Here is a 25,470-nt window from a genome sequence, read left to right on the forward strand (position 1 = left end):
CATGACTTATCCCTACCCTTCTCTTCCCTATCCCAGAGTCGGCAACCCTTTGGGATGGCTCGGCCTGGTTTTTAACCCAATTTTCAGATCTGCCCTGCAGTGGCCACGCCGCTGGCTCAACAGCATTGAAATTCGCGGATCCCGGCAGGCCCGTTGGATTTGTCGTTTGATCCCGGCTTCCTGTCCCTTTGAGCGGGATATCCGACTGGGATCCCGCACCGTCCACATTCCGGCCCTCTGTCGCATCAACCCCCTCTACGAGGAGATCATCGCCCTGCGGCTACGGGCGGCGGCTTATCTGGCCGAAGCTGCGGCTCAACCCCAGCCCCCCTCTTCTCAGGAGATCCCATCATGCCCATGATCAGCCGAACCAAAGTGGCGGAGCTGCTCAACGAGACCGCCTGCGAGCACAACCACAAGAAAGACGGCAAAGGCAAAAACAAGGTCTGTGCCGAGCAGGCCAAGCCCGGAGGAGCGCAGGGAGGCTGTGCCTTTGATGGGGCCTCGATTGCCCTGGTGCCGATCGCCGATGCCGCCCATCTGGTGCATGGACCGATCGCCTGCAGCGGCAACTCTTGGGGGACGCGGGGCAGCCTCTCTTCTGGCCCCCAGCTTTATCGGGTGGGCTTCACCACCGATCTGAGCGAGAACGAGATCATCTTCGGGGGGGAGGAAAAGCTGTTCCAGGCCATCCTTGACTTGCAGGCCAAATACCAGCCTGCCGCCATTTTTGTCTATCTCACTTGTATAACTGCCCTCATTGGCGACGATGTGGAGGCCGTGTGTCAGCGGGCCAGCCGCCAGCTTGGGATCCCGGTCATTCCGGTGAATGCGCCCGGCTTTGTGGGCAGCAAAAACCTAGGCAACCGTCTGGCCGGAGAAGCCCTGCTGGACTATGTTATCGGCACCGCCTCCCCGGAGTACACCACTCCCCGCGACATTAACCTCATCGGCGAGTACAACATTGCCGGCGAGCTGTGGGATGTCTTGCCTCTGTTTGACGAGCTGGGGATCCGCATCTTGGCCAAGATCACCGGCGATGGCCGCTACCGCGAGATCTGTACCGCCCACCGGGCCAAGCTGAACGTCCTCATCTGCGCCAAAGCCCTGCTCAATGTGGGCCGCAAGATGCAGGAGCGCTACGGGATCCCCTACATCGAGGCTTCCTTTTACGGGCTGCAGGAGATGAGCCACTGCCTAAGGGCCATTGCCCAAGGGCTGAAGGATCCGCAACTGCAGGAGCGTACCGAGGCCCTCATCGAGCGAGAAACTCGCGCCGCTGAGGCGGCTTTGGCCCCCTACCGGCAGCGGCTGGCGGGCAAACGAGTTGTCCTTTATACCGGCGGCGTGAAAAGTTGGTCGATCATCTCCGCCGCTCGAGATCTGGGGATGCAGGTAACGGCCACCAGCACCCGCAAAAGCACCGAAGAAGACAAAGCCCGCATCCGCGAGCTGCTTGGCCAAGAGGGCATTCTCCTGGACAAGGGCAGCCCCCAAGAGCTGCTCCAAGTGGTGAGGCGCACGAAGGCGGACTTGCTCATCGCCGGCGGACGCAACCAGTACACCGCCCTCAAGGCCCGCATCCCCTTTCTGGACATCAACCAGGAGCGGCACCATGCCTATGCCGGCTATCGCGGCCTGGTGAACTTGGCGCGGGAAATCGATGCTGCCCTCCACAGTCCCATTTGGGAGCAGTTGCGACGGCCTGCCCCCTGGGAGACCTCAGCAGCAAAGGAGGTGGGAGGATGGCCCAGTTGATTCAAGAACGCAAGCCCCTCAGCGTCAACCCCCTCAAACTCAGCGCTCCGCTGGGGGCGGCCCTGGCCTTTCTGGGGATCAAGGGCTGTCTGCCCCTCTTCCACGGTTCCCAGGGCTGCACGGCCTTTGCCAAAGCGCTGCTGGTACGCCATTTCCGCGAGGCCATTCCCATGTCCACCACTGCCATGTCCGAGGTGGACACCATCTTGGGAGGCGAGGAGAATGTCGAAGCTGCCATTCTCACCTTGGTGGAGAAGGCCCAGCCGGAGCTAATCGGCCTCCTCACTACCGGCCTCACGGAAACCCGCGGCGACGATATGCCGCGCATCCTGCGAGAGCTGCGCCGGCGCCAGCCGCAATTGCAGGATCTGCCCATCGTGTTGGCCTCTACGCCTGACTTTAAAGGATCCCTGCAAGACGGCTATGCCATCGCCGTCAACAGCTTGGTCAGCACCCTGCCGGAATCGCCGTCGGGATCCGTCCGCCCTGCCCAGGTAACGGTGCTGTGCGGGCCTGCCCTCACCCCTGCCGACGCCCAGGAGATCAAAGAAATGGCGGAGGCTTTTGGCCTAGAGCCGATCCTGGTGCCGGATCCCGCGGGTTCCCTGGACGGACACTTGGGCACCGGCTTTAGGGCGACCCCAGACGGCGGCACCACCCTTGAGCAATTGCGCCAGCTCGGGCGTTCCGGCCTCACCATAGCTGTCGGCGAGAGCATGCGCCCTGCCGCTCAGATCCTGGCCCAGCGCTTTGGCACCCCCTATCGGGTTTTCCCCCACCTGACCGGTCTCAAGGCTGTGGATCCCTTTTTGGCAACCTTGGCCGATCACAGCCAGCAGCCGGTGCCCTCTCGCTACCGCCGCCAGCGCAGCCAGGTTCAAGATGCCCTCCTGGATTGCCACTTTTTCTTCGGCAACCAGCGGATTGCCTTGGCCCTAGAAGCCGATCTGCTCTGGGGGTGGGTGGACTGGCTGCTGGATATGGGCTGTCAGATCCAGGCGGCCATCAGTCCCACACCGGATCCCCACTTGACCACCCTTCCCATTGAGGCAGTGCGGGTGGGAGATCTGGGGGATCTGGAGGAGCTAGCACCCGGGGCTGACCTGCTGGTGGGCAACTCCCACGTGGCGCGCCTGGGCAAGCGGCTGGGGATCCCGGTGCATCGGATGGGGATCCCCATCTTCGACCGGCTGGGGGCCAACCACCTCTGTCAGGTGGGCTATCGCGGCACCCTATCCCAACTGTTTGCTGTCGGCAACCTGCTGATGGAGCAGGAGGAAGCCCGTCACCCCAGCCCACCCCAGGTTTCTGGGCATGGATTCTAAGGGATCCAGAGCTTCGAGCTAGATCCCCCTAGCTCCCCTAAACCCTCAAGTTCACGGTTCTAAGGAGAACGCCTATGCAAGTGGCCTTTACAACCCGCGACGGCAAGCACGTCAATGCCCACTTTGGCTGGGCCAACCAGATCGACCTCTACGAAGTCACCCCCGAAGGCTACCGATTTTGTAAGACCCTCACCTTTGGGGGCAACTTGGAGGCAGATGGCAACGAGGACAAGCTGGTGCCCAAGCTGCAGGCTTTGGCCGATGTCACCCTCATCTACGTGGCTGCCATTGGCAGCAGTGCCGCCGCCCGCCTGATCAACCGCCGCATCACCCCCATCAAAGTGCAGTCGGAAGAAGAATCCATCGAGAGCTTGTTGCAGCGCCTGGTAACCACCCTGCACAATCCTCCCCCCTGGCTGCGCAAAGTGCTCTTGGCCGAGCGCGCCCGCAAAGCCGAAGCCCCAAATCCCTCTACTTCCCCTGCGGAGGTTTAGCCATGACGGTTACCCCTCTTTCCCCCTCGACCAGCCCCATCCTGCAGGAGATCGTCCGCCAGATGCGGGCGGCGGATCCCTACGGCACCTACCGCACCTGGAGGGATGGGCAGGCGGGACAACTGCAGCTCGCATCAGAACTACGGCACCTACCGCACCTGGAGGGATGAGTTGCTGCTCAAGCCCTTTGTCGTCACCAAAGCCCAGAAGCGCCAAATATCCCTGGAAGGGGAGGTGGATCCGGCAGTGCGGAGCCGCATCCTCATCTACTACCGCGCCATTGCCGCCCTGATCGAAAAGGAGACGGGCCTCCTGGCTCAGGTGGTGCTGGATCTCAACAGCGAAGGCTTTGGTTGGGTGCTGGTCTTCTCAGGGCGGTTGTTGTTGGTGGTCAACACCCTGCGGGATGCCCATCGCTTTGGCTTTGACTCCCTCGAACAGCTCAGCGAAAAAGCCACTGCCCTTATCGACAAAGGGATCCAACTGGCCCGAACCTACCCTGAGGTGGGCCGACTGTAGCCGCTTGTCTCCGTCCCGGCAGCCATTTTTTCTTCTTTTTCTTCAGCAATTAGGAGTGCCTTGCCCATGTTGAATGAGAGTGACGTTGAGAATGTTGTGAACGGCCTGGATTTCGAGCCCTTTGAACACCTGTCTGCCGACCAGCTCCGCACCGAGATCAAACGACTAAACAGCAAAGCAGGCCAACTGAAAATGGATCTGCACGATCTGGCCGAGGGGCTACCCGACGGGTTCGAGCGACTCCCCGACTTGGCAGCCCGCACCTATGCCCTGTTTGCCCGGCTGCACACCCTCAGACAACGCTTGAAAACCCTGGAGACCTGCCGATGAGTTGGAACCACAACCGCCGTTGGAAAGACTTCCAATCCCTAGTCAATGCCGAAGATTATTTCGCTTTTTTCGAGCTCCCCTACGATCCGCGGGTGGTCAATGTAAATCGCTTGCATATCTTACGCAAATTTGCTCAGTATCTAGGCCCTCTGGAGTGTTTCCAGGGCAGCGAAGAAGAGCGATTGGAGCAAGCTCGGCAAGCGCTGGAAAAAGCGTACCAAACCTTTCTCACCTCTACTCCGCAGCAGGAGAAGCTATTCCGAGTCTTTCAAGACTACGGTTGTCCAGATGCTGTCGGCGGCTGTGCCGGCTGCAGCTCTTTGGGAGAGCGGGGCGAATGCAGCCCTGGGATCCCTGCCTAAGATCTCTTGTTTACCCCTCGTCAGCTCTCTGGAGACTCCATCATGGCTACCTACACAGTTCACTTGGTTAACCTAAAACGACAGCTTGATACCTATATCTCAGTAGATGAAGATTCAACCATCCTAGAGGCGGCTGAGGATCAAGATGTGGACTTGCCCTCTTCCTGCCGCTCCGGTAGTTGTTCCTCTTGCGTGGCCAAAGTGGTAGAAGGAGAAGTCGATCAATCGGAGCAAACCTTTCTGGATGAGGAGCAAATAGCCAAGGGATTTGTGCTGCTCTGTGTGGCCAGACCTCGCTCCAATTGTACGATTCGCACTCACCAGGAAGCTTACTTGGTTTGATAGATCGCTGCTTCCAAGCTGCTCGCAAATGGACTCGGGCAAGGCTCAAATGGCCTCTTCTAAGATTAGGGATCCCTGTATGTTGGCCCCGTCCACGGTTCCTAAGATCTCAATAACCATATCTCCTCTCCAACTCATGAAGATTGGAGAAGAAGGTCGCATTTACCGACTGCGCGGATCCGAAGCTGTTTGCACCCAATTGCAGCAAATGGGGCTCACTGTGGGCACCTATCTCCAGGTTATCCAACGTCATCCTGAGTGGATCCTACTCCTACCCAATGGCCAACTTTTCCTTCCTGCTTATTTGGCTAAACCTATCTGGGTTTGCATGGATCCCCGTTGCACCCTAGCGCCTCCCCAAGAACCGAATAAGAAAACAATCTTAAATTTGCCAAGAGCCTTCTAAAATGTAGTCTATTTACCCAATTTTTAACTTGCAATGAGAGACACTCAAGGTAAGCACATCTCTTCATAATCTATCTTGATTTGGGAGCAAAGCTATGAACACCTGTTTGCTACACCTGGGCTCCATCCTTAAAGCTGCTGAAGAGCTTAGCCTTGTGGAAAAGCCATTTCCCAAGTTGCAACACATTCAACTCTGCACAGGGCTCAGCCCAGAAGAAATCGTGCGGGCGCTGGAGCTAGAACCCAATCCCTTGGGTTGGCATCTAGAGCCAAGCCACAACCTTGCCGATGAATCGACGTATTGGGTGGGCGGACGACCTTGTGTCGGCTTGGTTATTGAGCGTTTCGCCTGACACTTGTTGCAGTTCGGATCCCTAAAAGGCTCTCAAGGGGGGAGGAGTAGCCTGCAAAGCCATCTCAAAAGTTCACTGCAAACATTAGAAGTTAAGAGAAAACAAAGCTTTCCAGAAGGTTCACCCTAGACCAAATCTCCCTGGCCTGCCGGGGATCTTTTGAGGTATCGCTCAATCCAGTTCACGAATTGAGCTTAGGAAACAGACCTTAAACTAAGGTCTCTCGCCGGGCTGCCACGGCTTTGCGAGGAAGGTCTCCATGGCCGGGTTTAGGGTTTTGCAGATGCGATAGCAGGCGTGAACAAAGGAGAGCTACAGGGAAACGCTATGGAGTTCGAGGGCTATGGCTTATCAAATCTCAGGGGATTGTATCGGTTGCCACGCTTGCGTAGATAGCTGTCCTACAAAAGCTATCGTTGTCCAGGATGGGGAATACTGGATTAATCCTCTGTTGTGCAATGACTGCGAAGGTTTCTTCCCAGAACCTCAGTGCGTTAGCCTGTGTCCCGGTTCTGCCCCGCAGCCTTATGAAGCCATGAAGGGGCGCAACCGCACGGTCACGGCCCGCATTCGCAGCAGTCCACCTCTATTTTTGAACGGCCATAGCCAGGCTTTTGCTTCGTCAATTGTGGTCTGGGAAGCTTGCAATTTCCTATCTCAATTTCAATCTCTCAACCTGCAAAAGCAGGGAGATAACCAGGTTTACTATCAGAAATCTGTTGGCCACAACCAGGGATCTCTGACCCTAACTCTGTGTTTGGACGGGATCCCACAAAGTGCTCCGATCGATGTGCGAACTGCCTGTTTGCATCTTATTTTTGCTGCCTATGCCGCCGGGTTGGATAGCCCCTGGAAGGAATCCTTTGTTTTCACCGACTCACAATTGGAGTCCTATTTGGGCTGGGATAAACGTAAAGATCTGAGCAAGATGACCCGTCTCCACCTGTTCATGACCTGGATAGAGCAGCTCTGTCGGATTCAAGTCTCCATCGATTGGCCGGATCAGGGGCGGGTGAAGGGGTTTTCGGTACCGGCTGGCCCTCTGTGGAGGCTGCTCAAGATGCATCGCCACTTTCAAAAAGATGAGCAGGGCTGCAACCATCTGGTGGGCCTGACTTGGGCGATTCAGCCCGGCGAATGGACACGGTACTTTCTCAATCGACAAGGGTGCCGCCAGGGGCAAGCCTTTTATCAGTACAGCAGCCTGCCCCTATCCCTGCTGCAGGCCGTGATGAGCCATTGGCAACACCATGAAGGAGCCATGCGCCTGCTGCTGTGGCTGTTGTTCAAAGTGAGGATGGGGCGGCAACAGCGTCTGACGGTGCCCACCCTGATGCGAGTGGCCTACGGGGAAGAGCGACTGCAGGAAGCTTATCTCAATCTCCAAGAACGCAAACGGCTGGTGCGCACCTTTGAAAGCGATCTGGAGGTTCTCAACCACTACGGCCTCAAGCCGGAGTTCGATCCCCTCACCTATCCTTCTTCCATTCAACCCCTGTGGGCTCGCCTGGAAGCTGTGCCCGAGGATGCGGACGAGGCATTGAACTTTTGGATTGAAGATGCCAACAACGGTGGCTTGCTGACGGCTGCCGGGCCGCGGGGCAAGTGGGGACTCTTGATGCAGGCTCGCATTCAACGATTTCATCTGCCCTCCGACTGGCATCGTCGAGTAGTTCAAGAAGCCAGATCCCCGACCCGAGAATCGGGATCCCGGCGGCAGCGTAGGGCAAAGTCTGCGCCTGTTGCAACAGACTCGGATCTCCCTGGCCCTCCCGAAAACCCAAAAGACTTCCCCTCAAGCAAAGCTTTGCGTGGAGCGGATATCTCGGCGGCACGCCAGCAAAAGGGAATCAGCCAGCGGGAATTGGCCCAGAGGCTGGGGCGCAGCCAGAGCTGGGTGCGGGATGTAGAGAATGGGCGGCTTCAGATCAGCCTAAACGATCGCCAGCGCCTTATCAAAGCCCTGTATTTGGATCCCAGGCAACAGCAAGTCTAGGCCAGTCACTCAATTTGCTAATCCACCACTAATCCACGGCGATGACCACATCTGAGGCTTTAATGGCAGCATACGCTTCTTTTCCAACTGCTATACCCAACCGTTCGGCAGAGTGCTTAGAAATAATGGCTGTTATTTCTATGCCTGGTGCAACTTCCAGAACAATTTCGGCATTGACCATGCCCACCTGGAAGCTTTTTACAGTTCCTTTAAAAAAGTTGCGAGTGCTGATTTGCATGACTTCTCCTTTGTTGAACAAGCAGAGCAACAGGGGTGTTGACCGAACTGAACAAGAGAGGAGCTTGCCGGATGGTCATTCAACACCGGTTTCAATACTATCAGATGCTTATCGTTGCCTCTGGGGAGGAAGGGCTGCCAATAGTCTAGATTATGTATCTTAAAGATACAAACTGCAACCTCTAATGGTCAAAGTACCGAGCGATTGGTGGATTTTCCTGTTCTGAAAGTCGTCACGGGTCAAAGAAGAATGGCTATGAAACGAAGAACTGCAATGTTATTCCTGGGGATCCTGGCCGCTCTGGCTTTGAGGTGGGGGTCGGCTCCCGGCTTGGCGCAATCTCAGCCCATTTTGGTGGGGGCTGCGGTGAGCTTGCAACCGGCTTTAACGGAAATCGACCGGTTGTTCACCGCCCGCTATCCCGACATCAAGGTTGAGTACAACTTCGCCAATTCCGGCTCTCTCCAGCAACAGGTGGAGCAGGGGGCTCCTTTGGACGTGGTATTTTTCGCAGCCGCCTCTTTTATGGACGCCCTTGCCAAGCAAAACCTGCTGGTGGAGGGATCCCGGCGAGATCTTCTCAGCAACCGCATGGCTTTAATTGTGCCTGCCAATGCCAGAACCAAGGTTCAGGATTTTGCCGACTTGGTGGCGGAAGAGATCCGGGTTCTGTCCATTGGGGATCTGCAGGCCATGCCCGCCGGACGCTATGCCCAGGAAATTCTCACCGAGGCGGGGGTGTTTGAGACGCTGCGGCCCAAGATGGTGTTTGCCAGCACGGTGCGGGAAATTTTGACGGCGGTGGAGCAGGGCAATGCCGACGCCGGGATCCTGTTTACCTCGGATGCTCAGCTTTCGGATCGGGTGCGGGTGGTGGCTACGGCGGATCCCATTACGCCGATTGTCTATCCGGTGGCCTTGGTGCGCGATACTCCCGCCGGACGGTCTTACTTGGAGTTTTTGACCTCAGGGGAAGCGGCAGAGGTGTTTGTGAAGTACGGCTTTATCCGCCTGTAAGGGATCCCTCTGCAATTGCCCAGATGAGCGACTACGACCTGTCTCCGCTGTGGATCTCGTTGCGGATTGCCAGCTTAGCCACAGCTATCACCTTTGGGGTGGGGACGCTGGCAGCTTATGGGATGTTGCACTACCGAGGTCGGTGGCGCTCTCTCCTCGAGGCCATCTTATTGGCGCCGCTGGTGTTGCCGCCCATCATGGTGGGGTTCCTATTGTTGCTGCTATTTGGTCGGCGAACCCTTCTGGGACAACTTTTGGCCTCGCTGAACCTATCGGTCATCTTCACCTGGTATGCCGGGGTGATCACGGCAGTGGTGGTGGCCCTGCCCCTGATGTACCGCACGGCCCTGGGAGCTTTCCAGCAGATTGACCCGACGCTGGTGGCGGCAGCCCGCACGCTGGGGGCAAGCAGGGCCAAGATTTTTACGCAGGTGCTGATCCCTTTGGCCTTACCAGGGATCCTGGCGGGGATTACCCTCAGTTTTGCTCGCGCTCTGGGGGAGTTTGGCGCCACCTTGATGCTGGCAGGCAACATCCCGGGCCGCACGCAAACCCTGTCCATGGCCATCTTCTTTGCCGTTCAGGCGGGGGACATGCGGGGGGCAGCCATTAGCTCGGCCTTGGTCTTGATGTTGTCCTTGGGGGTGATGACGGCAGTTAACCTTTGGTTTCAGCGACGGCCCTGGCAGCGACCTCCCTCTCGTCCTCTACAGGTTCTCACCAGAAGGGATCCGGATTTCTCAACTCCGGCCCCCCGCCTCTGGGTGGACATTGACAAGAAGCTGCCCCAATTTGAGCTGCAGGCGCAACTGAGCTGCGACGGGCGGCCATTAGGACTGCTGGGGGCCTCTGGATCCGGCAAAAGCCTACTTTTGCGCTGCATTGCCGGGATCGAAACCCCAGATGGTGGGCGCATTTTGCTCAACGAGCGGGCGTTGTTTGACGCCGAACAGGGGATCCGGCTGCCCCCCGCTCAGCGACGGGTAGGGGTGATCTTCCAGAACTACGCTCTGTTTCCCCATCTCACCGTCGCCCAGAACATCGCTTTTGGGATCCCTGCGGGCTTGAGCGAAGCGGAAAAACAAGAGCGGATCCAGGCCCAGCTGCGGTTGGTCAAGCTGAAGGGCTGGGAAAACCGCTATCCCACGGAGCTCTCCGGAGGACAGCAGCAGCGGGTGGCCCTGGCGCGAGCCTTGGCTTCTGAGCCGGAGATCTTGCTGCTGGATGAGCCTTTTTCTGCTTTGGATGCCCACCTGCGCAGCCAACTGGAGCAGGAGATGGGGGAAATCCTAGCGGGCTACAAGGGAGTCACGCTTTTGGTAACCCACAACATTGAGGAAGCCTTCCGCCTCTGCGGGGATCTGGCTGTAATGGAGCAGGGACGAATCATTGTCCAGGGGGACAAGCACCAGCTTTTTGAGGCTCCCCCCTGCCTCAGCGTGGCGCAACTGACGGGCTGCAAAAACATCTCTCGGGCCAGGCCCCTGGGCTCTCAGCGAGTGCTGGCCTTGGATTGGGGCTGTGAGCTGCAGGTACAGGGATCCCCAGCGGGAGAATACATCGCCATCCGCGCCCACCACCTCACCTTCAGGCCCGACGGGAAGCTGCCCAACACGTTTCCCGCTTGGCTGGTGAAGTGGAGCGAGACCCCCCACCGGCTGACCCTCTTCTTTAAGCTGGGCAGCCCTCCTGCCCACAGCCAGGACTACCACCTGCAGGCCGAGGTGTGGCGGGAGCGCTGGCGAGAGGTGGAAGGTTGGGGATCCCCGTGGTGGCTGCAGTTGGATCCCCGGCATCTGATGGTGTTTTGAGTCTGGGCTTAACACCCGTCAAGTGGGTTCTTCGCCCAGGCAATAGCCCCGCGGGGTAATCAGCCGGTCTCCATGGCGAAAGGTCTGAGAGTTGCCGATAAGAACCAGGGTGAGCATGTCCACCTGCTCTGGATCCAGCTCCCCTAGGGTGGTGAGGTGGAGGGTTTCGCCGGGGCGGTAGAGGTTGCGGGCCAAAGCCACGGGGGTATGGGCGGGTCGGGCCTGCAGAAAGATCTGTAGAGCCTTGAAGAAGGGATCCAGCCGCTGCCGCGAGCGGGGGTTGTAGAGGGCCACCACAAAGTCCGCCTGGGCAGCCGCCTGAAGGCGTTTTGCAATCACTGGCCAGGGGGTAAGCAGATCCGAGAGGGAAATGGCGCAGAAGTCGTGCATCAGCGGAGCCCCCAGCCGGGCGGCAGCCGCCTGGAAGGCAGAGATCCCCGGCAGCACCTCCAGAGAAGGGCGGATCCCATCCCAGCCAGAGCGGACCAAGCACTCCAGCACCAAGCCCGCCATGCCGTAAATGCCGGCATCCCCCGAAGAAATCACCGCCACCTTCAGCCCCTGCTGCGCCCAAGCGATGGCCTGTTTGGCCCGCTGCAGCTCTTGGGTAATGGGAGAGGCCTCCCAGATTTGGCCGGGGTGCAAAAGGGGGGCCACCAAGTCTAGATAAAGCTGGTAGCCAATCACCACCTCAGCTTGGGCTAAAGCCAGGCGGGCGGCCAAGGTCAATTGAGCGGGATCGCCGGGGCCGGTGCCAATAAGCCACAGATGGCCACTGCGAGGGGAATATTCCCGGGCAGCGCGGGCAATGGCCAGGGTACAGGCCCCTTCGGTTTTCGAGGTGAAGACCTGCTTGGGGCAGAGGAGGGTTGCTCCCCCAAAGGGCTCTACCTTCTCCGCAACACAGGATGGCCTCTCAGGAACCTTGTCACCTCTTCCCCAAGTCTGACAAGTCTGAGCTGCCAAGAGGGCAGCCGCCTCCGCTACCGAGGGGGTGCCCACCGCCTGCCGCACCGCCTCCGAAGGGTGGGGCACTGGGATCCCAGCCAAAGCCTCTGCCGGGAAAAACTCAATGGGCCAGCCGTGGGCCTGAGCCAGCTCCAAAAGACCCGGCTCGTCTTGCTTGAGCTCTAGGGTGGCCAGGCCGGCAATGGCCTCGAACGCCAGCCCCTGGGCCTGCAGCAGGCGGCGCAGGGATCCCTCTAGCCAAGCGCGGGTAGTGCCCCGCTCGCAGCCCACCCCCACCCACAGCACCCGCGGATGCCAGTGCACTGTCGGGATCCCCGTGGGAGGGGAGAGGTATTCCCCAATCCAGATCTGGGCAACGGGATGGGGAGGAGAGGAGGCCACTAGGGGATGATCTGCCGGCCAAGCTTGTCGCCAAAGCCGCGTGCCGCAGGTCTGGTGAACGGCCACCGGCTCTCCCCGCGTCAAGGCGGCTGCCACCCCGTTCCAATCTCCAGTGCCCCGCCGCCAGCCGTAGGGATCCCCCAGCAAATCCAAAGGCGGGATCCCCAGCCCCTCGGAAGCAGAGGTGAGAACCGGCTGGGCTCCCAAGGTAGCGGCCACCTGCCGCGCCAGGGCATCGGCCCCCCCCACATGTCCCCCGCACAGGCTAATAGCCCAGCGACCGGCTTCGTCTACCACCACCACCGCTGGATCCCGCTGCTTGTCCTGCAAGAGGGGGGCAATGAGCCGCACCACCGACCCTGCGGCCAAGATGAAGAGACAGCCCTGCACCTGGGGCCAGGTTTGGGCAACGGCTTCTGCTAGGGAGCCTGGCGCTGTGGGATCCTTGGGATCCCCGTAAGCCTGCCAGGGGGAGGGCAGCCCCTGCGGGTCAGCTTTGCTCCAGCAGCTCACCTCCTTGCCCAAGAGCGGTATCAGAGAGTTGGCCAACCGGCGGGCGCGCGGGCTGGGGGCAAACAGAGCAAGCTTCATCGAGCGTGGGCCAAGGCCAGGATTCTCCCCGGATCCTATACTGGACATAGAGCCACCCGCGAAGGGACAAGTGCCGATGGTCATCCCACCTGGACTGATGCTGCCCCTAATCCCCCTGGAGGTTTTGCTCTCCACGAAGGGGCTGATGTTTTTGCTGCTATCGGCCTATGGGGGGGCCATGTGGACATTCTTAAGCGGCGCTCCCCGCGTCCACACCATCATCGTGCCGGACTTGGAGCAGGCCAGAGGGTTTTACGAGAAGGTGTTGAAACTGCCGGAAGCGGAGCTGCCCCTGCAGTACTACTACGGCTACGAGCAAAGCATGGTCGGCTACAGCCTAGGATCCGCTTACTTTCCAGGGGATATTGGCCTCAGTCCCCGCTTCGATGCCAAAGCCCGTCCCACCTCTGGGCCCACCCAATTGGATACCCCCGGACTTTGGTACCAACTCTCCGACAATGTTCAATTGCACGTGATCCCTGGCTCTACAGATCCCTATGCGGGGTCCGGTTCCTACGGCAACGCCTCTAGGCCTAGCTCCTCATCTGCTTCTGCTTACGGGACTGTACCGGCAGCGGGCCGCAGCAGCGGCGTTCGCTATCGCCATGTCAGCTATGAGCGGGAGTCCCTTAAGGCCCTTCTGAAGCGAATCAACAAACAAGGGATCCGCAACAGCATTCGCTCCGAGAAGCCCTTCGTCTTTTGGGTGCGGGATCACCAGGGTCAGATTATCGAATTTGCCGAACTGAAAGGCTGACGGGATCCTCTAAGATTGGTAAAGGAAAGCAAAAAGTCGGCGGTGGGGAGACGCCAACGGATGAAACGGGTGCTGCTGCTGGTGCTGGGCTTGCTGTGGCTTGGGGTGTGGGGCGGCCAGCCGGCCATAGCTCTATCGCGGGCCAAGGACAATCCGGTGGTGAGCGTGCAATCCCCAGCCAAGGACTTCATCACCACCGAGTCGGGATTGCAATACTACGATATTGCTCAAGGCAGTGGGCCTTCGCCTCAGCCGGGGCAAACGGTGGTGGTCAACTACGTGGGCAAGCTACAGGATGGCACCATCTTCGATAGCTCCTACAAGCGCAATCAGCCTTTTGTCTTCACCTACGGAGTAGGGCAGGTGATCCGTGGCTGGGAGGAAGGGCTGGCCACCATGCGGGTGGGGGGCAAGCGCTACTTGCGCATTCCGCCGGAGTTGGCCTATGGCAGCCGCGGCGCCGGCGGCGTGATCCCCCCCAATGCCACCTTGGATTTTGAAGTGGAGCTCCTGGCCATCCAGTAGATTCAGATCTTGCAGAGACCGAATATCCAAGCGGCATTGGGCTTGTGCAGGAACTCCCTTCCCCGGAACTGTCTTCTTCTTGGCGGCCCAGTTCTCTGGCAGCAGATCCTGCCCTAGAAAAAGCTCGCCTGCGCCAGCACTTTCGCCAGGTGCGGCAGGGGTTGGACAGATCCCTTATCAGCCAGAAGATCGTGGCTCATTTGGCCTCTTGCCCCCAACTTTTGGCCGCCAAAACCATCCTGGCTTACGTAGCTTTTGGCTCCGAGGTGGACTTGGGATCCCTGTTTGTCCTTTTCCCGGAGAAGCAGTGGGGGATCCCCCGTTGTCTGCCGCGGCGGCAAATGCAGTGGCACCGCTACCAGCCGGCTGAGCTTGTCCCCAACTGCTGGGGCTTGCTGGAGCCTTCTCCCGGCAGCACAGTTATCGACCCCACCGAGGCGGATTTGATCCTGGTGCCTGCCCTGGCCTGCGATCGGTGGGGAAGGCGTTTGGGCTATGGCGGCGGCTATTACGATTGCTTTTTGGCCTCTCTGCCGGATCCCAGTGTGCCCAAGTGGGGCATTGTCCCCCAAGCCTGCCTACTGGAGCAGCCTCTACCTCAGGATCCTTGGGATCAGCGCCTGGATGGGATCCAAACCGAGGAGAGGTTCTACGAGACGGGGATCCCCTAGACTAAAGAGGGTGGGCCTTGGAGGAAAAACGATGAGCCAAGTTTGGAAGCCGGCGCAGTGGCTAACCCAAAAGCTGCGTCTTGTCTGCATGAGCTTTGGCTGTGTGGCATTGGCGGTGCTCTTGATGGGCTTTGGGGCGATCCCCCTGCAACTGAAGGATCTCCACGTCACCCCCTGTCCCGATACCCCCGAATACACCAACCTGGTGACCAGCAACGGCAACCCCATACCGGCCAGGTGCCTGTTCGTCGAAGGCACAGTGGTCAACCGCTCCAAAAATACCCTGCTGAACGCGGATGTCTTCGGTCGGCTTTACGATGCCAACGGCAACGAGGTTCTGCCGGAGCGTACCCGCCTGGGGGCCATTGCAGAAGTTCCTCCCGGCGAGAGCCCTTTTTCAATTCGCATCTCGGTGCCCATAACCAGCCCCCTGCCCCTCACCCTGGAGCAATTCAAGGCCAGCGGCTTCAGCGGTACCGTGCGCCGATGAGGTCCAAAGCTGGCGGCTGAACTCCACCTGGGTGGGGCGCTCAGGCAAATGGAGCTGGGCAACCACAGGCGGGGTTTGGGCGATCAGCCGGCCCCGGCGGAAGACATACAGGCAAGCTGGTTTCAGGCGAATGGCTTCGACGGCATCGGCGGCCTGGAGCACCACCAGATCGGCGTAGCAGCCGGGTTCCAGGCCGTAGCCTTCCAACCCCAGAATGCGGGCCGGGTTTTCTGTTACCGCCAAAAAACACTGGCGCATCTGCTCATAGCCAGTCAGTTGGGCGGCGTGGATGGCCATGTGGGCCACCTCCAGCATGTTGCCGCTGCCCAAAGGGTACCAGGGATCCATCACACAGTCATGACCAAAGGCCACCGTCAAGCCTGCGGCCATCAGCTCGGGCACCCGGGTCAGCCCCCGTCGCTTGGGGTAGGTATCGTGGCGACCTTGGATGACCATATTGACCAGCGGGTTGGCGATCACCCCCAGCTCTGCCTCGGCCATCAGGGGGATCAGTTTGCTGACGTAGTAGTTGTCCATCGAGTGCATGGAAGTTAGATGGGATCCGGCTACCCGCCCCTGCAAGCCCAGCCGCAGCGTTTCGTAGGCCAAGGTTTCCACATGGCGCGAAAGCGGATCGTCGGTCTCGTCGCAGTGCAGATCCACCCGCAGACCCCGCGCTGCTGCAATTTCACATAGGGCCCGCACCGAAGCCGTCCCTTCGGCCATCGTCCGCTCGAAGTGGGGGATTCCGCCCACCACCTCTACCCCCAAATCCAGAGCCTTCTCCAGGAGCTGCACCGCCCCTGGCGAGCGATAGTAGCCATCCTGGGGAAAAGCCACCAGTTGCAAATCCAAGTAGGGAGCCACTTTTTGCTTGACTTCCAGCAGCGCCCGCACCGCCAACAGCTTGGGATCGCACACATCCACATGGGTGCGGATGGCCAGGATCCCACGAGCCACCGCCCAGTCGCAATAGGTCAAGGCCCGCTCCATCACCGCCTCGGGGGTCAACAGCGGCTTCAACTCCCCCCAGAGGGCGATCCCTTCCAACAGCGTCCCCGATTGGTTGATGCGCGGGATCCCATAGGTGAGGGTGGCATCCATGTGAAAGTGGGCATCCACGAAGGGGGGCGACACCAAGCGGTTGCTGACATCAATTTCTTGGGGGGCAGTGGCTTGTAAGTTGCTTTCCAGAGCCACAATGCGATCCCCCTGGATACCGATATCGATTCCCTTGCGGCCATCCGGCAAATTGGCCCGGCGCAAAATGAGATCCATATGTTGTGGCTATTTGTTTGAACTTAGGATGGAAAGAAGCAACTACAGTTGACTGAATGATAGGCCAAATCAGATAAAGATGTCTTAAATTACCTCAAAGCCCGAATTTAGGAAACCAGTTGATTGGGTTATTGCTCACTTTATAAAAGAGGGCTGTAGTCCCCAACAGCATCCGGTTGTGCAAGATATCAACCAAGTAGTCAGAGGGATAATCTATCGAGAGCTGATTTGAGAGGACTTGGCCCTTACATCCATTCCAACCGTCAGCGAAACTTCGTTGTCCATTACAAACAAGCTCCTTCTCAAAAAATTGTATTTCAGGATACATATTTTCAGGGATCTCCCCCTTAGGATAAGCCGAGCAGTAACCCGATCTCGAAGTAACCTCAACAGAAGCGACTATGGCACGTTTAGAACTCTCCCGGCGGGACTTCTGCCTGCGTTCTGGGGCTTTTGTGGCTGGCCTGATGGGGAGCCGCTGGTTGGTTCGCGATGCCGCGGTGGCTCAAGGAACCAAGCTGAAGGTGGCCGGGGTTTATACGGTTCCCATTGAGCAGCAGTGGGTGAGCCGGATCCATAAAGCGTTGATGGCTGCCCAGAAGCGGGGGGATATTGACTACACCTGGTCAGAGTCAGTTTCCAACACCGACTACCCACGGGTGCTGCGTCAGTATGCCGAGAGCGGCGTCCAACTGCTGGTGGGTGAGGTCTTCGGGGTGGAGCGGGAAGCGCGGGAAGTAGCCAAAGACTATCCCAAGGTCAGCTTTTTGATGGGATCCAGCCTCAAGCCGGATCCTGCCCTGAGCAATTTTGCCGTGTTTGACAACTACATCCACGAGCCTTCCTATCTAACGGGAATGGTGGCCGGGGGGCTGACGCGCTCCAAAATTATCGGCATGGTGGGGGGCTATCCCATTCCAGAGGTGAACCGCCTCATGAATGCTTTTATGGCAGGGGCGAGGGAACTGCAGCCGGAGGTGAAGTTTTTGGTCACCTTTATCGGCAGTTGGTTTGATCCCCCCAAAGCCAAAGAGGCGGCTTTTGCCCAAATTGATGCCGGTGCAGATATCCTCTATGCAGAGCGGTTTGGGGTATCTGATGCCGCTAAAGAGAGGGGCGTTTTGGCCATCGGCAATGTGATCGATACCCAGCCTGATTATCCAGAAACGGTGGTGGTCAGCGCCCTGTGGCACATGGAACCCACCATCGACAGAGCCATTGCCGCGGTGAAGGCCGGAGAGTTTAAGGCAGAGGACTACGGGATCTACAGCATGATGAAATATGGGGGATCCAGCCTCTCCGACTGGGGAACCTTTGCCGACAAGGTTCCGGCTGAACTGAAAGCTAAGGTGATGCAGCGGCAGGCAGAGATTTTGGCGGGGTCTTTTGTTGTGGCCATCGATGACAGCGAACCCAAGTCCACCCTCTGACGCGCCTTTGGCTCTGAAGGTGGTGGGCATCACCAAGCGCTTTGGCGCTCTGCTGGCCAACGACCAGATTGATCTTGAGCTGCGGGCCGGGGAGATTCTGGCCATCTTGGGGGAAAATGGGGCGGGCAAAACGACACTGATGAACATCCTGTTTGGGCACTACGTTCCCGATCAGGGTCAGGTGTGGGTGTTTGGTCGGCCCCTCAAGCTGGGATCCCCGGCGGCTGCCCTGTCGGCAGGGATAGGCATGGTGCATCAGCATGTGGTCTTGGCCGATAATCTGTCGGTGCTGGACAACATTCTGCTGGGCACTCAGCCCCTGTGGCACCTGTGGTCTCGGCGGCGAGAGGGACGGCGGCGCATCCAAAAGCTGGCCGAGGAATTGGGGTTGGCCGTGGATCCCGATGCCCTGGTGGGATCCCTGACCTTAGGGGAGCGGCAGCGGGTGGAGATCCTCAAGGTGCTGTATCGAGGGGCGCGGATCCTGATTTTGGATGAGCCTACGGCGGTGTTGACCCCACCGGAAATTGAGCCGTTTTTTCACACCCTACGGCAGATGGCCGGTCGCGGGCTGGGGATCCTGCTGATTTCCCACAAGCTCCAGGAGGTGATGCGCATCAGTGACCGGGTGATGGTGCTGCGCTCAGGGCGGGTGGTGATGACGGGCAAGACGGCTGAGATCCATCCCACAGCTCTGGCGGAAGCGATGGTGGGGCAGCGGTTGGCGGCGGTGGTCAAAGCCCCTTTGTCTCCGGGGGAGACGGTCTTAGAGTTGCAGCAGGTCTCCTGTCGGGTGGGGCAGCAGCATCTGGAGCAGGTTTCTTTGACGGTGCGGCGTCACGAAATCGTGGGTATTGCTGGGGTGGCGGGCAATGGGCAATCCGTCCTGGCAGATCTGATCTGCGGGGTGATCCGGCCCCACCAAGGTCATCTGCATCTGTATGGCCGAGTCCTGCGGCTGATCTCTCCTGCTGAGATGGTGCGGCAAGGCATGGCTCGGATCCCGGAAGACCGCCACAAGACCGGACTGATCGGTTCCCTTAGCCTGTGGGAGAATTGGGTGATCGAGCGCTATCGGGATCCCGAATTCTCGCGGTGGGGGATCCTGCGTCACCGCCAAATCTATCAGCAGGCCCACACCTGGCTACAGACCTACGACGTGCGGGGACTCCAGAGTGGGGATCCGCGGCAGGCGCTCCAGATGCCAGTGCAACTGCTGTCCGGCGGAAATATGCAAAAAGTGATCCTCTCGCGGGAGCTGTGTCGGGATCCCCAGGTAATTGTGGCTCACCAGCCAACGCGGGGACTGGATCTGGGGGCTGTGGCCTATGTGCATGCCCAACTGCTGGCAGCAGCCCGGGCTGGAGCCGGGATCCTGCTCATTTCCGAAGACCTGGATGAATTGCTGAGTTTAGCGGATCGAGTGGCGGTGCTCTATCGCGGTCGGCTTTCCTCGGCAGTCCCGACCCAAACCACAACGGTGACCGCCTTGGGGTTGCGTATGGCCGGGCAGGAGGTGGCCGATGCGTGTTGAACCTCGTTCCACTGTGCCCCTTTGGCTGATCCTGAGTGCGCCGATGGCAGCCATTGTCCTGGCTTTCCTCTCCTGTAGCCTGCTGATCCTGTGGACGGGATCCCCGGTTTTGGCAGCCTATGGAGCTTTGCTGCGGGGAGCGGTGGGATCCCCCTTTGCCCTGAGCGAAACTTTGACGCGGGCCATTCCCCTGATCCTGACGGGATTGGCGGTGGCGGTGTGTTTTCGGGCCAAGTTGTGGAACATCGGTGCAGAAGGCCAGTTTTATGGTGGGGCTCTGGCTGCCAGCCTCTTGGGCACCGCTGGGCTTTCGCTGCCGCGCCCGTGGTTGGTGCTGGTGCTGCTGCTGGCGGGCTGGATTGCCGGAGGGCTGTTGCTGTGGATCCCGGCCTGGCTCAAGACTCAGTTCCAGGTGGACGAAGTGGTGACCACCCTGCTGCTCAATTTTGTCATTCTTCTCGGGATTAGCTATCTCCTGGAAGGCCCCCTCAAAGATCCTCTGGCTCTCGGTTGGCCCCAAGGTCGTGCCCTTGTGGATGCTGCCCTACTGCCGCGGCTGATTCCCCGCAGTCGTCTCCACGCTGGTTTAATCATCGCCCTGCTTGCTGCCCTGGGGGTGTGGGGGCTGGAGCAGTTCACCGTTTGGGGCTTAGAAATGCGAGCCGTAGGCGCCAACCCAGAAGCGGCCAGGTTCCTCGGCATCCCAGTCCGGAGAGTTATTTTATATACCTCACTGCTGGGAGGGGGGCTGGCAGGCTTGGCGGGAGCTTGTGAACTTCTCGGGCTCAAGGGCTATCTCACCTTGGATTTATCCCCGGGCTTTGGCTACACCGGCATTGTTGTTGCCCTGTTGGCCCAACTGCATCCCTTGGGGGTGGTGGGGGCCGCAGTTTTCATTGCCGGGGTTTATGTGGGAGCCGATACCATGGGGCGTAGCTTGGGCGTTCCCACCTATCTTGCCGATGTCATTGTTGCTGCTGCCCTGCTGTGGATGTTGGTCTGCATGGGATTGGCCCGTTATCGTCTGCGCTGGGACTGAGCACCCGTGTCTGCACTCCTGAGTCTAATCAGCTTAATCAGCACCACCAGCTTTTGGGTGGCCACCCTGCGCATTGCCACTCCCTTGCTCTTTGGCACTTTGGGCGAAGTCCTCTGTGAGCGGGCCGGCGTTCTCAATTTGGGCATCGAAGGGATCATGACCCTGGGGGCCATGACCGGTTGGCTGGTGGTCTATCAGGGAGCTGGATTGTGGTGGGGCGTAGCCTTTGCTGCCACCCTAGGTGCCGGCGTGGGCTTGATTCATAGCCTGTTGACGGTCCGCCTTGGAGTTTCCCAGCACGTCACCGGCATCGGCATCACCCTCTTGACCATTAATGCCGCCTATTTTGTCTATCGCATGGCCCTGCCCCAGGTCACCTCTCCTCCCAAAATCGTCCCCTTCAGCCCTTGGCCGATCCCCGGTCTCTCCAGCCTGCCCTTTCTGGGAGAAACCCTGTTTACCCAGCCGCCCCTCACCTACCTCGGCCTTCTCCTGGTGCCCCTCATGGCCTACATCCTCTACCGAACTCCGCTGGGCCTGGCCGTGCGCATGGTTGGAGAAAATCCCCAGGCTGCCGCTTCCCAGGGGATCCCGGTCTATGCCGTTCGCACCGGGGCCGTGATGGTGGGCAGCGCTCTCATGGCGGTGGCCGGCGCTTTTTTAACCCTCTCTGCGTTCGATGCGTTTTTCTTCAATATCGTCAATGGACGGGGGTGGATTTGCATTGCTCTGGTGGTCTTTGCCGCTTGGGATCCCTGGCGAGCCTTGGCAGGGGCATTGTTGTTTGCTGGATTTGATGCCTTGCAATTACGCCTTCAGCAGCTTTGGGGCAGCCGGATCCCCTATCAGTTTTTTTTGATGTTGCCCTATCTTCTCAGTATTGCGGCGTTGATCTTGGTCTCTCGCCATGCCAAAGCGCCCCGCGCCCTTTTGATCCCCTTTCGCCCTGAAGAACGGATTTGACTACTGGACTTTCAAGAAGCCGAAAATTACTCCTATTGAGCCTTTGCCCTTGCCCCAGAAGCCTGTATGTCTTACGTCAAGACGATTGTCTGTTTCGCCAACTCCAGAAAAATGGCCGGTCGCTGTATTGCCGGCAAGGAATGGCAGAACGGAGAGCCAGGAGAATGGGTGCGTCCTGTCAGCAGCCGCCCGTCACATGAGGTCTCTGAACATGAGAGGTACTACGAGAGCGGTGGCGACCCAGAACTTCTTGATATTCTCTGTGTCTCTTGTGATACACCTCAGCCACTACCTCACCAGAGGGAGAACCACGTTATCAATCCAAAGCACCGCTGGAAAAAAGTTGGCCACCTGCCTTGGGAGGATATCAACAGTTGGCTAGACAACCCTGAGAATCTCTGGGGCACTGGCGAGAGCAGCTATGCTGGGTGGAACAACCGGTTAAGTGTCGGGCGAGAAAGCGGAGTTTCTCTTTACCTTGTACCGGTCGAGCATTTGCGTCTGTTGGTTGGTTACAAGGCACCAGGATACCCGAATTCTAAGCGTAGAGTACGCGGCGAGTTTGTATACAAGGGAGTAAAATACTGCATGGATGTTACCGATCCTGTGATTGAACGGGATTTCCTAATGGGCGAAGACGGTCAATATGACATCCCCGATCCGGTGCTGTGTGTTAGCCTTAGCGATCCCTACTTGGGCTATTACTACAAGCTGATAGCGGCTGTTCTCTACTCAGGTCGACTCATATGAAATCAGAGATCTACACGATTGGTCACTCAAACCACGAGATTGATTTTTTCATAGACTTACTGCGCCAGTACAACATCACCGGTATTGGCGACGTTCGCTCACGTCCATATAGCCGTTACGTCCCTCAATATTCACAAGAAAAGTTGAAAAGTGCTTTAGCGGCAGCAGGTATTGCTTACGTCTTTCTGGGCAAAGAATTGGGAGGACGTAGCGAAAATCCGAGCTGCTATGATCAGGGTAGGATTCAGTATGAACGACTGGCAAATGAGCCAGCCTTCCTCGAAGGGATCGACCGTCTGATCCAAGGTTCTAGTCGGTATCGGATCGCACTGATGTGTGCTGAGAAAGACCCTATTGAATGTCATAGATCGTTGCTGGTGGCGCGTAAACTTTTTCAAAGTGGGATTCCGGTCAACCACATCTTGGCCAATGGCTCTTTGGAGACTCATGAGGCTCTAGAATCTCGTCTTCTTGCCCTTTGCAAACTTCCAGAGGGGGACTTGTTTAGAAGTCGGGAAGAGTTTATAGCCGAAGCCTATCTCATTCAAGGCAGGCGTGTCGCCTATCGAGATGAGAAAATGTCAAAAAATGATGAGCGGAGCGCGAGGCCATGAAGATATTTACGATAGGGTTTACGAAGAAAAGTGCAGAGCAATTTTTTAATCGCTTAAAACAGCCTGGTCTGGTTCGAGTTGTTGATACTCGACTTAACAATACCTCACAACTGGCAGGATTCACGAAAAAGAGGGATCTAGAGTTTTTTCTTCACGAGATCTGCAAGCTTGGATATGTTCATTTGCCGGAACTTGCACCAACTCAAGAGATTCTCGATGCTTACAAAGCCAGTGGTGAATGGTCTAACTACGAGAGACAGTTTTTGTCGCTGATGGCCGAGCGTCGCATTGAAGATCAAGTGGATAAAAGTATTCTCGATGGAGGATGTCTGCTTTGTAGTGAAGCTACACCTGAGCACTGTCATCGTAGGCTGGTTGCTGAATATTTGCGCAGAAAATGGGGTGATGTTGAAATCGTGCATCTATGATAACTAAGAGCTGGCACTACGGATTTTTCCGATTTATGCAGCTACTCCGAGTTGCAGCAGGATTCCGGCAACACGGAGCGAAAGGGATCCCTGACTGCCCAACCGATTTGGAAACTCTCTCACCGACAGCAAGCTCAATACAGGGATCCCAGCTTGGGCAGCTCCAACACTGGGCCAGTGTTTGCCGCCGTTGCTTTTGGATCCCAAGTTCCTGCTGTCAGCTAGCGTGTATGGTAGATGAAAGCTTGTTTTTGGGTCTTTCCCCGTCCCCATGCCCAGGGCTAGCACCTCTCGCCATCAGACCGACCCCCGCTTCAGCTCTGCTATCGCTACGCGAGGCTTTCGCGAACAGGCCAAAGGGTTAAAGCCCCACCAACAAAAGCAACTGCAACGGCTCTATCAACTGCGCCTACCCCCCGACCGCTTGGTGACGGTGGAGTTTGCCCAACGGCTGGGATCCCTGACCCAAGAGTTGGAAGGCCGGCCCATCAGCGTTTACCTCAACCGGCGCGGCCAGGTGATCCGCGTAGGGGTGGGATCCCCTTTTGAAACCCAGATTCCCGCTTGGGAATTGCCCCGCCAGGGGGCCGAGCGCCTATCCGGGATCCGCTGCATCACCACCCAAATGGGGGAGGGGGGCCCCGGTCAAAAAGCGCTGACGGCCATGGCTTTGCAGCGTTTGGATGCCCTCATCACCCTTTCCGTGTCCAAGTCAGGAGGGCACCGACGCCGGGGAGGAGCGGCTACGGGCTTTGTTCACCGGGCCTATCTGGCCCATCTGCTGCCGGAGGGAGAGCGCCGTTGGCAGGTTTCTGAGCCTTTGCCTTTGGGGATCCTGGCAGAACAGGATCTGCAGGAGCTGGTGGCGGAGCTGGAGGATGGGTTTCGGCGCCAGTTGACCGCCCGCCAGGTGGATCTGGATCAGGATCGGGCCATCCTGGTGGGGCTGCAGGAGTCCGGGCAGAGCTACGAGGATCTCATGGATGGGTTGGCGGAGCTGAGCCGCCTGGTGGAGAGTGCCGGCGGACAGGTGCTGCAAGCCCTCTGGCAGAGGCGGGAAGGCCCCAATTCGGCCACGGTAATCGGATCCGGTAAGGTGCAAGAGCTGGCTCTGCTGGTCCAGGATCTGGGCGCTAACTTGGTGGTGTTCGACCGGGAACTCACCCCCAGCCAGGTGCGCACCTTGGAAGAGGCGGTGGGGGTGCGGGTGGTGGATCGCAGCGAGGTGATCTTGGATATTTTTGCCCAGCGGGCCAGAACCCGGGCCGGAAAATTGCAGGTGGAGCTGGCCCAACTGCAGTATTTGCTACCTCGCTTGGCCGGTCGAGGGCGCACCATGTCTCGGCTAGGTGGGGGCATCGGCACCCGTGGCCCTGGGGAAACCCAACTGGAAATGGAGCGGCGGGCCATCCAACGGCGCATCGGCAAGCTGCGGCAAGAAGTGGAAGAATTGCGCCACCACCGGCAGCGGCTGCGCCAACGCCGCGAGGGATCCCAAATTCCTGTGGTGGCCCTGGTGGGCTACACCAACGCCGGCAAGTCCAGCCTTCTCAACGCCCTCACCCATGCTGAGGTGTACGCCGCCGACCAGCTCTTTGCCACCTTGGATCCCACTACCCGGCGGCTGGATCTGCCCAACCGGCAGGCGGTCCTGCTGACCGACACGGTGGGATTTCTAACCGAATTGCCAGACCAACTGGTGGATGCCTTTCAAGCCACCCTGGAAGAGGTGACGGAAGCCGATGCCCTACTACATGTGGTGGATCTCTCCCACCCCAACTGGGAGGGGCAAATCGAGGCGGTGGAAACATTGCTGGACGAGATGCCCTTGGCCACCGGCCCCCGGCAACTGGTGTTTAACAAAATCGACCGCCTGGATCCCGAATGGGTAGAGGATGTGCGCCTGCTCTACCCGAAGGCCCTGTTTGTTTCCGCCACCACCGGCCAAAACCTGGATCAGTTGCGCCACACCCTGGCCCAATTTGCTGCAGTTCTAAGCCCCAACCCCTTCGATAGTCAGGAACCCAGAGATCCCTAGAAGCATTCCATAAGGATTTCGCAACTTGCAAATTGCATTTATACCCCCTGTCAACATAAACA

At 58.5% G+C, this 25,470-nt stretch carries 30 protein-coding genes; 27 read left to right on the forward strand and 3 right to left on the reverse strand.

Translation table 11 applies throughout. The features are described 5' to 3' along the window. Nucleotide 1 precedes the first annotated feature (1 nt). The 12 genes from NW816_RS05510 (at nt 2) to NW816_RS05565 (ending at nt 7,884) form a co-directional block, all read left to right on the forward strand. Nucleotides 2–361: a Mo-dependent nitrogenase C-terminal domain-containing protein gene (locus NW816_RS05510; RefSeq protein ID WP_414355667.1), complete on the forward strand. Its 360-nt coding sequence runs from the start codon at nt 2–4 to the stop codon at nt 359–361. Continuing rightward, entirely contained in the window at nt 352–1,758 is a 1,407-nt protein-coding gene (gene nifE / locus NW816_RS05515) for a nitrogenase iron-molybdenum cofactor biosynthesis protein NifE (RefSeq protein ID WP_414408511.1), read from the forward strand. The genes NW816_RS05510 and nifE overlap by 10 nt, the downstream gene beginning before the upstream one ends. After that, a complete protein-coding gene (gene nifN / locus NW816_RS05520; RefSeq protein ID WP_011432072.1) occupies nt 1,746–3,083 on the forward strand; it encodes a nitrogenase iron-molybdenum cofactor biosynthesis protein NifN in 1,338 nt (445 codons plus the stop codon). Before nifE ends, nifN begins: the two co-directional genes overlap by 13 nt. Nucleotides 3,084–3,157: 74 nt before the next feature. Then, entirely contained in the window at nt 3,158–3,577 is a 420-nt protein-coding gene (gene nifX, locus NW816_RS05525) for a nitrogen fixation protein NifX (protein ID WP_414342057.1), read from the forward strand. A 2-nt stretch (nt 3,578–3,579) separates the two neighbouring features. Beyond that, on the forward strand, nt 3,580–3,747 hold the full coding sequence (locus NW816_RS05530; protein ID WP_414408512.1) for a hypothetical protein: 168 nt from the start codon (nt 3,580–3,582) through the stop codon (nt 3,745–3,747). 1 nt (nt 3,748) lies between these two features. Then, complete coding sequence (locus NW816_RS05535; protein WP_414408513.1) at nt 3,749–4,096, forward strand: NifX-associated nitrogen fixation protein; 348 nt, start codon at nt 3,749–3,751, stop codon at nt 4,094–4,096. Nucleotides 4,097–4,162: 66 nt separating this feature from the next. Beyond that, nucleotides 4,163–4,426 (forward strand): CCE_0567 family metalloprotein, encoded by a 264-nt coding sequence (locus tag NW816_RS05540; protein WP_011432070.1) that lies wholly within the window; start codon nt 4,163–4,165, stop codon nt 4,424–4,426. Next, nucleotides 4,423–4,788, forward strand: coding sequence for a nitrogenase-stabilizing/protective protein NifW (nifW, locus tag NW816_RS05545; protein WP_414408514.1), 366 nt, complete (start codon nt 4,423–4,425; stop codon nt 4,786–4,788). The genes NW816_RS05540 and nifW overlap by 4 nt, the downstream gene beginning before the upstream one ends. Before the next feature lie 42 nt (nt 4,789–4,830). After that, complete coding sequence (locus NW816_RS05550) at nt 4,831–5,130, forward strand: 2Fe-2S iron-sulfur cluster-binding protein (RefSeq protein WP_414408515.1); 300 nt, start codon at nt 4,831–4,833, stop codon at nt 5,128–5,130. A gap of 136 nt (nt 5,131–5,266) precedes the next feature. Further along, on the forward strand, nt 5,267–5,536 hold the full coding sequence (locus NW816_RS05555; protein ID WP_414408560.1) for a FeoA family protein: 270 nt from the start codon (nt 5,267–5,269) through the stop codon (nt 5,534–5,536). A 94-nt stretch (nt 5,537–5,630) separates the two neighbouring features. After that, complete coding sequence (locus tag NW816_RS05560; protein WP_011432066.1) at nt 5,631–5,888, forward strand: hypothetical protein; 258 nt, start codon at nt 5,631–5,633, stop codon at nt 5,886–5,888. Between the two features lie 343 nt (nt 5,889–6,231). Then, nucleotides 6,232–7,884, forward strand: coding sequence for a helix-turn-helix domain-containing protein (locus NW816_RS05565; RefSeq protein WP_414408516.1), 1,653 nt, complete (start codon nt 6,232–6,234; stop codon nt 7,882–7,884). Nucleotides 7,885–7,912: 28 nt separating this feature from the next. Here the strand turns inward: NW816_RS05565 and NW816_RS05570 are convergent, their stop codons facing one another. Further along, a complete protein-coding gene (locus NW816_RS05570; RefSeq protein WP_011430671.1) occupies nt 7,913–8,122 on the reverse strand; it encodes a TOBE domain-containing protein in 210 nt (69 codons plus the stop codon). A gap of 255 nt (nt 8,123–8,377) precedes the next feature. Here NW816_RS05570 and modA point away from each other — a divergent pair, with 255 nt between their 5' ends. Together modA and modB are read left to right on the forward strand one after the other, a co-directional pair. Beyond that, nucleotides 8,378–9,139 (forward strand): molybdate ABC transporter substrate-binding protein, encoded by a 762-nt coding sequence (gene modA / locus NW816_RS05575; protein ID WP_414382931.1) that lies wholly within the window; start codon nt 8,378–8,380, stop codon nt 9,137–9,139. A 23-nt stretch (nt 9,140–9,162) separates the two neighbouring features. Continuing rightward, nucleotides 9,163–10,950 (forward strand): molybdate ABC transporter permease subunit, encoded by a 1,788-nt coding sequence (gene modB, locus NW816_RS05580; RefSeq protein WP_414408517.1) that lies wholly within the window; start codon nt 9,163–9,165, stop codon nt 10,948–10,950. Between the two features lie 18 nt (nt 10,951–10,968). Here modB and cobJ read toward each other — a convergent pair whose 3' ends face one another. Then, nucleotides 10,969–12,891, reverse strand: coding sequence for a precorrin-3B C(17)-methyltransferase (gene cobJ / locus NW816_RS05585; RefSeq protein WP_414408518.1), 1,923 nt, complete (start codon nt 12,889–12,891; stop codon nt 10,969–10,971). 76 nt (nt 12,892–12,967) lie between these two features. Here cobJ and NW816_RS05590 point away from each other — a divergent pair, with 76 nt between their 5' ends. From NW816_RS05590 to NW816_RS05605, 4 genes are read left to right on the forward strand one after another with little or no spacing between them, the layout of a single operon-like run. Next, nucleotides 12,968–13,648 carry a hypothetical protein gene (locus NW816_RS05590; protein ID WP_011432060.1) on the forward strand — a complete coding sequence of 227 codons (681 nt, stop codon included), beginning with the start codon at nt 12,968–12,970 and terminating at the stop codon, nt 13,646–13,648. Between the two features lie 60 nt (nt 13,649–13,708). After that, entirely contained in the window at nt 13,709–14,173 is a 465-nt protein-coding gene (locus NW816_RS05595) for an FKBP-type peptidyl-prolyl cis-trans isomerase (RefSeq protein ID WP_011432059.1), read from the forward strand. A gap of 44 nt (nt 14,174–14,217) precedes the next feature. Continuing rightward, on the forward strand, nt 14,218–14,844 hold the full coding sequence (locus tag NW816_RS05600) for a 5-formyltetrahydrofolate cyclo-ligase (protein WP_414408519.1): 627 nt from the start codon (nt 14,218–14,220) through the stop codon (nt 14,842–14,844). Nucleotides 14,845–14,875: 31 nt separating this feature from the next. Further along, complete coding sequence (locus NW816_RS05605; RefSeq protein ID WP_414332474.1) at nt 14,876–15,334, forward strand: FxLYD domain-containing protein; 459 nt, start codon at nt 14,876–14,878, stop codon at nt 15,332–15,334. On the opposite strand, the gene NW816_RS05610 is transcribed toward NW816_RS05605, so the two are convergent. After that, entirely contained in the window at nt 15,242–16,612 is a 1,371-nt protein-coding gene (locus NW816_RS05610) for an amidohydrolase family protein (protein WP_414408520.1), read from the reverse strand. The genes NW816_RS05605 and NW816_RS05610 overlap by 93 nt on opposite strands. 401 nt (nt 16,613–17,013) lie before the next feature. On the opposite strand from NW816_RS05610, the gene NW816_RS05615 reads away from it, so the two are divergent. The 9 genes from NW816_RS05615 (at nt 17,014) to hflX (ending at nt 25,408) form a co-directional block, all read left to right on the forward strand. Then, nucleotides 17,014–18,042 carry a BMP family protein gene (locus tag NW816_RS05615; protein WP_099812061.1) on the forward strand — a complete coding sequence of 343 codons (1,029 nt, stop codon included), beginning with the start codon at nt 17,014–17,016 and terminating at the stop codon, nt 18,040–18,042. After that, entirely contained in the window at nt 18,014–19,576 is a 1,563-nt protein-coding gene (locus NW816_RS05620) for an ABC transporter ATP-binding protein (protein ID WP_414408521.1), read from the forward strand. The genes NW816_RS05615 and NW816_RS05620 overlap by 29 nt, the downstream gene beginning before the upstream one ends. After that, complete coding sequence (locus NW816_RS05625; protein ID WP_414352111.1) at nt 19,566–20,615, forward strand: ABC transporter permease; 1,050 nt, start codon at nt 19,566–19,568, stop codon at nt 20,613–20,615. Before NW816_RS05620 ends, NW816_RS05625 begins: the two co-directional genes overlap by 11 nt. Nucleotides 20,616–20,621: 6 nt before the next feature. After that, entirely contained in the window at nt 20,622–21,578 is a 957-nt protein-coding gene (locus NW816_RS05630) for an ABC transporter permease (RefSeq protein WP_414408522.1), read from the forward strand. Nucleotides 21,579–21,644: 66 nt separating this feature from the next. Beyond that, a complete protein-coding gene (locus tag NW816_RS05635) occupies nt 21,645–22,328 on the forward strand; it encodes a dual OB domain-containing protein (RefSeq protein ID WP_011432051.1) in 684 nt (227 codons plus the stop codon). Beyond that, nucleotides 22,325–22,942: a DUF488 family protein gene (locus NW816_RS05640; protein ID WP_414342081.1), complete on the forward strand. Its 618-nt coding sequence runs from the start codon at nt 22,325–22,327 to the stop codon at nt 22,940–22,942. Before NW816_RS05635 ends, NW816_RS05640 begins: the two co-directional genes overlap by 4 nt. Beyond that, nucleotides 22,939–23,370, forward strand: a complete 432-nt coding sequence (locus NW816_RS05645) for a DUF488 family protein (protein WP_414400650.1) — start codon at nt 22,939–22,941, stop codon at nt 23,368–23,370. Before NW816_RS05640 ends, NW816_RS05645 begins: the two co-directional genes overlap by 4 nt. A 51-nt stretch (nt 23,371–23,421) precedes the next feature. Then, entirely contained in the window at nt 23,422–23,595 is a 174-nt protein-coding gene (locus NW816_RS05650; RefSeq protein WP_414408523.1) for a hypothetical protein, read from the forward strand. A 46-nt stretch (nt 23,596–23,641) separates the two neighbouring features. Continuing rightward, entirely contained in the window at nt 23,642–25,408 is a 1,767-nt protein-coding gene (gene hflX, locus NW816_RS05655) for a GTPase HflX (protein ID WP_414408524.1), read from the forward strand. Nucleotides 25,409–25,470: the final 62 nt, after the last annotated feature.

It is taken from the genome of Synechococcus sp. W55.1, from assembly GCF_047461655.1.
GTDB lineage: Bacteria > Cyanobacteriota > Cyanobacteriia > Thermostichales > Thermostichaceae > Thermostichus.

What these genes read in the sequence shown, in the direction of transcription:
- NW816_RS05510 (WP_414355667.1), top strand. Translation starts at nt 2, where the DNA reads ATGACTTATCCCTACCCTTCTCTTCCCTATCCCAGAGTCGGCAACCCT.
- nifE (WP_414408511.1), top strand. Translation starts at nt 352, where the DNA reads ATGCCCATGATCAGCCGAACCAAAGTGGCGGAGCTGCTCAACGAGACC.
- nifN (WP_011432072.1), top strand. Translation starts at nt 1,746, where the DNA reads ATGGCCCAGTTGATTCAAGAACGCAAGCCCCTCAGCGTCAACCCCCTC.
- nifX (WP_414342057.1), top strand. Translation starts at nt 3,158, where the DNA reads ATGCAAGTGGCCTTTACAACCCGCGACGGCAAGCACGTCAATGCCCAC.
- NW816_RS05530 (WP_414408512.1), top strand. Translation starts at nt 3,580, where the DNA reads ATGACGGTTACCCCTCTTTCCCCCTCGACCAGCCCCATCCTGCAGGAG.
- NW816_RS05540 (WP_011432070.1), top strand. Translation starts at nt 4,163, where the DNA reads ATGTTGAATGAGAGTGACGTTGAGAATGTTGTGAACGGCCTGGATTTC.
- nifW (WP_414408514.1), top strand. Translation starts at nt 4,423, where the DNA reads ATGAGTTGGAACCACAACCGCCGTTGGAAAGACTTCCAATCCCTAGTC.
- NW816_RS05550 (WP_414408515.1), top strand. Translation starts at nt 4,831, where the DNA reads ATGGCTACCTACACAGTTCACTTGGTTAACCTAAAACGACAGCTTGAT.
- NW816_RS05555 (WP_414408560.1), top strand. Translation starts at nt 5,267, where the DNA reads ATGAAGATTGGAGAAGAAGGTCGCATTTACCGACTGCGCGGATCCGAA.
- NW816_RS05560 (WP_011432066.1), top strand. Translation starts at nt 5,631, where the DNA reads ATGAACACCTGTTTGCTACACCTGGGCTCCATCCTTAAAGCTGCTGAA.
- NW816_RS05565 (WP_414408516.1), top strand. Translation starts at nt 6,232, where the DNA reads ATGGCTTATCAAATCTCAGGGGATTGTATCGGTTGCCACGCTTGCGTA.
- NW816_RS05570 (WP_011430671.1), bottom strand. Translation starts at nt 8,122, where the DNA reads ATGCAAATCAGCACTCGCAACTTTTTTAAAGGAACTGTAAAAAGCTTC.
- modA (WP_414382931.1), top strand. Translation starts at nt 8,378, where the DNA reads ATGAAACGAAGAACTGCAATGTTATTCCTGGGGATCCTGGCCGCTCTG.
- modB (WP_414408517.1), top strand. Translation starts at nt 9,163, where the DNA reads ATGAGCGACTACGACCTGTCTCCGCTGTGGATCTCGTTGCGGATTGCC.
- cobJ (WP_414408518.1), bottom strand. Translation starts at nt 12,891, where the DNA reads ATGAAGCTTGCTCTGTTTGCCCCCAGCCCGCGCGCCCGCCGGTTGGCC.
- NW816_RS05590 (WP_011432060.1), top strand. Translation starts at nt 12,968, where the DNA reads ATGGTCATCCCACCTGGACTGATGCTGCCCCTAATCCCCCTGGAGGTT.
- NW816_RS05595 (WP_011432059.1), top strand. Translation starts at nt 13,709, where the DNA reads ATGAAACGGGTGCTGCTGCTGGTGCTGGGCTTGCTGTGGCTTGGGGTG.
- NW816_RS05605 (WP_414332474.1), top strand. Translation starts at nt 14,876, where the DNA reads ATGAGCCAAGTTTGGAAGCCGGCGCAGTGGCTAACCCAAAAGCTGCGT.
- NW816_RS05610 (WP_414408520.1), bottom strand. Translation starts at nt 16,612, where the DNA reads ATGGATCTCATTTTGCGCCGGGCCAATTTGCCGGATGGCCGCAAGGGA.
- NW816_RS05615 (WP_099812061.1), top strand. Translation starts at nt 17,014, where the DNA reads ATGGCACGTTTAGAACTCTCCCGGCGGGACTTCTGCCTGCGTTCTGGG.
- NW816_RS05620 (WP_414408521.1), top strand. Translation starts at nt 18,014, where the DNA reads ATGACAGCGAACCCAAGTCCACCCTCTGACGCGCCTTTGGCTCTGAAG.
- NW816_RS05625 (WP_414352111.1), top strand. Translation starts at nt 19,566, where the DNA reads ATGCGTGTTGAACCTCGTTCCACTGTGCCCCTTTGGCTGATCCTGAGT.
- NW816_RS05635 (WP_011432051.1), top strand. Translation starts at nt 21,645, where the DNA reads ATGTCTTACGTCAAGACGATTGTCTGTTTCGCCAACTCCAGAAAAATG.
- NW816_RS05640 (WP_414342081.1), top strand. Translation starts at nt 22,325, where the DNA reads ATGAAATCAGAGATCTACACGATTGGTCACTCAAACCACGAGATTGAT.
- NW816_RS05645 (WP_414400650.1), top strand. Translation starts at nt 22,939, where the DNA reads ATGAAGATATTTACGATAGGGTTTACGAAGAAAAGTGCAGAGCAATTT.
- hflX (WP_414408524.1), top strand. Translation starts at nt 23,642, where the DNA reads ATGCCCAGGGCTAGCACCTCTCGCCATCAGACCGACCCCCGCTTCAGC.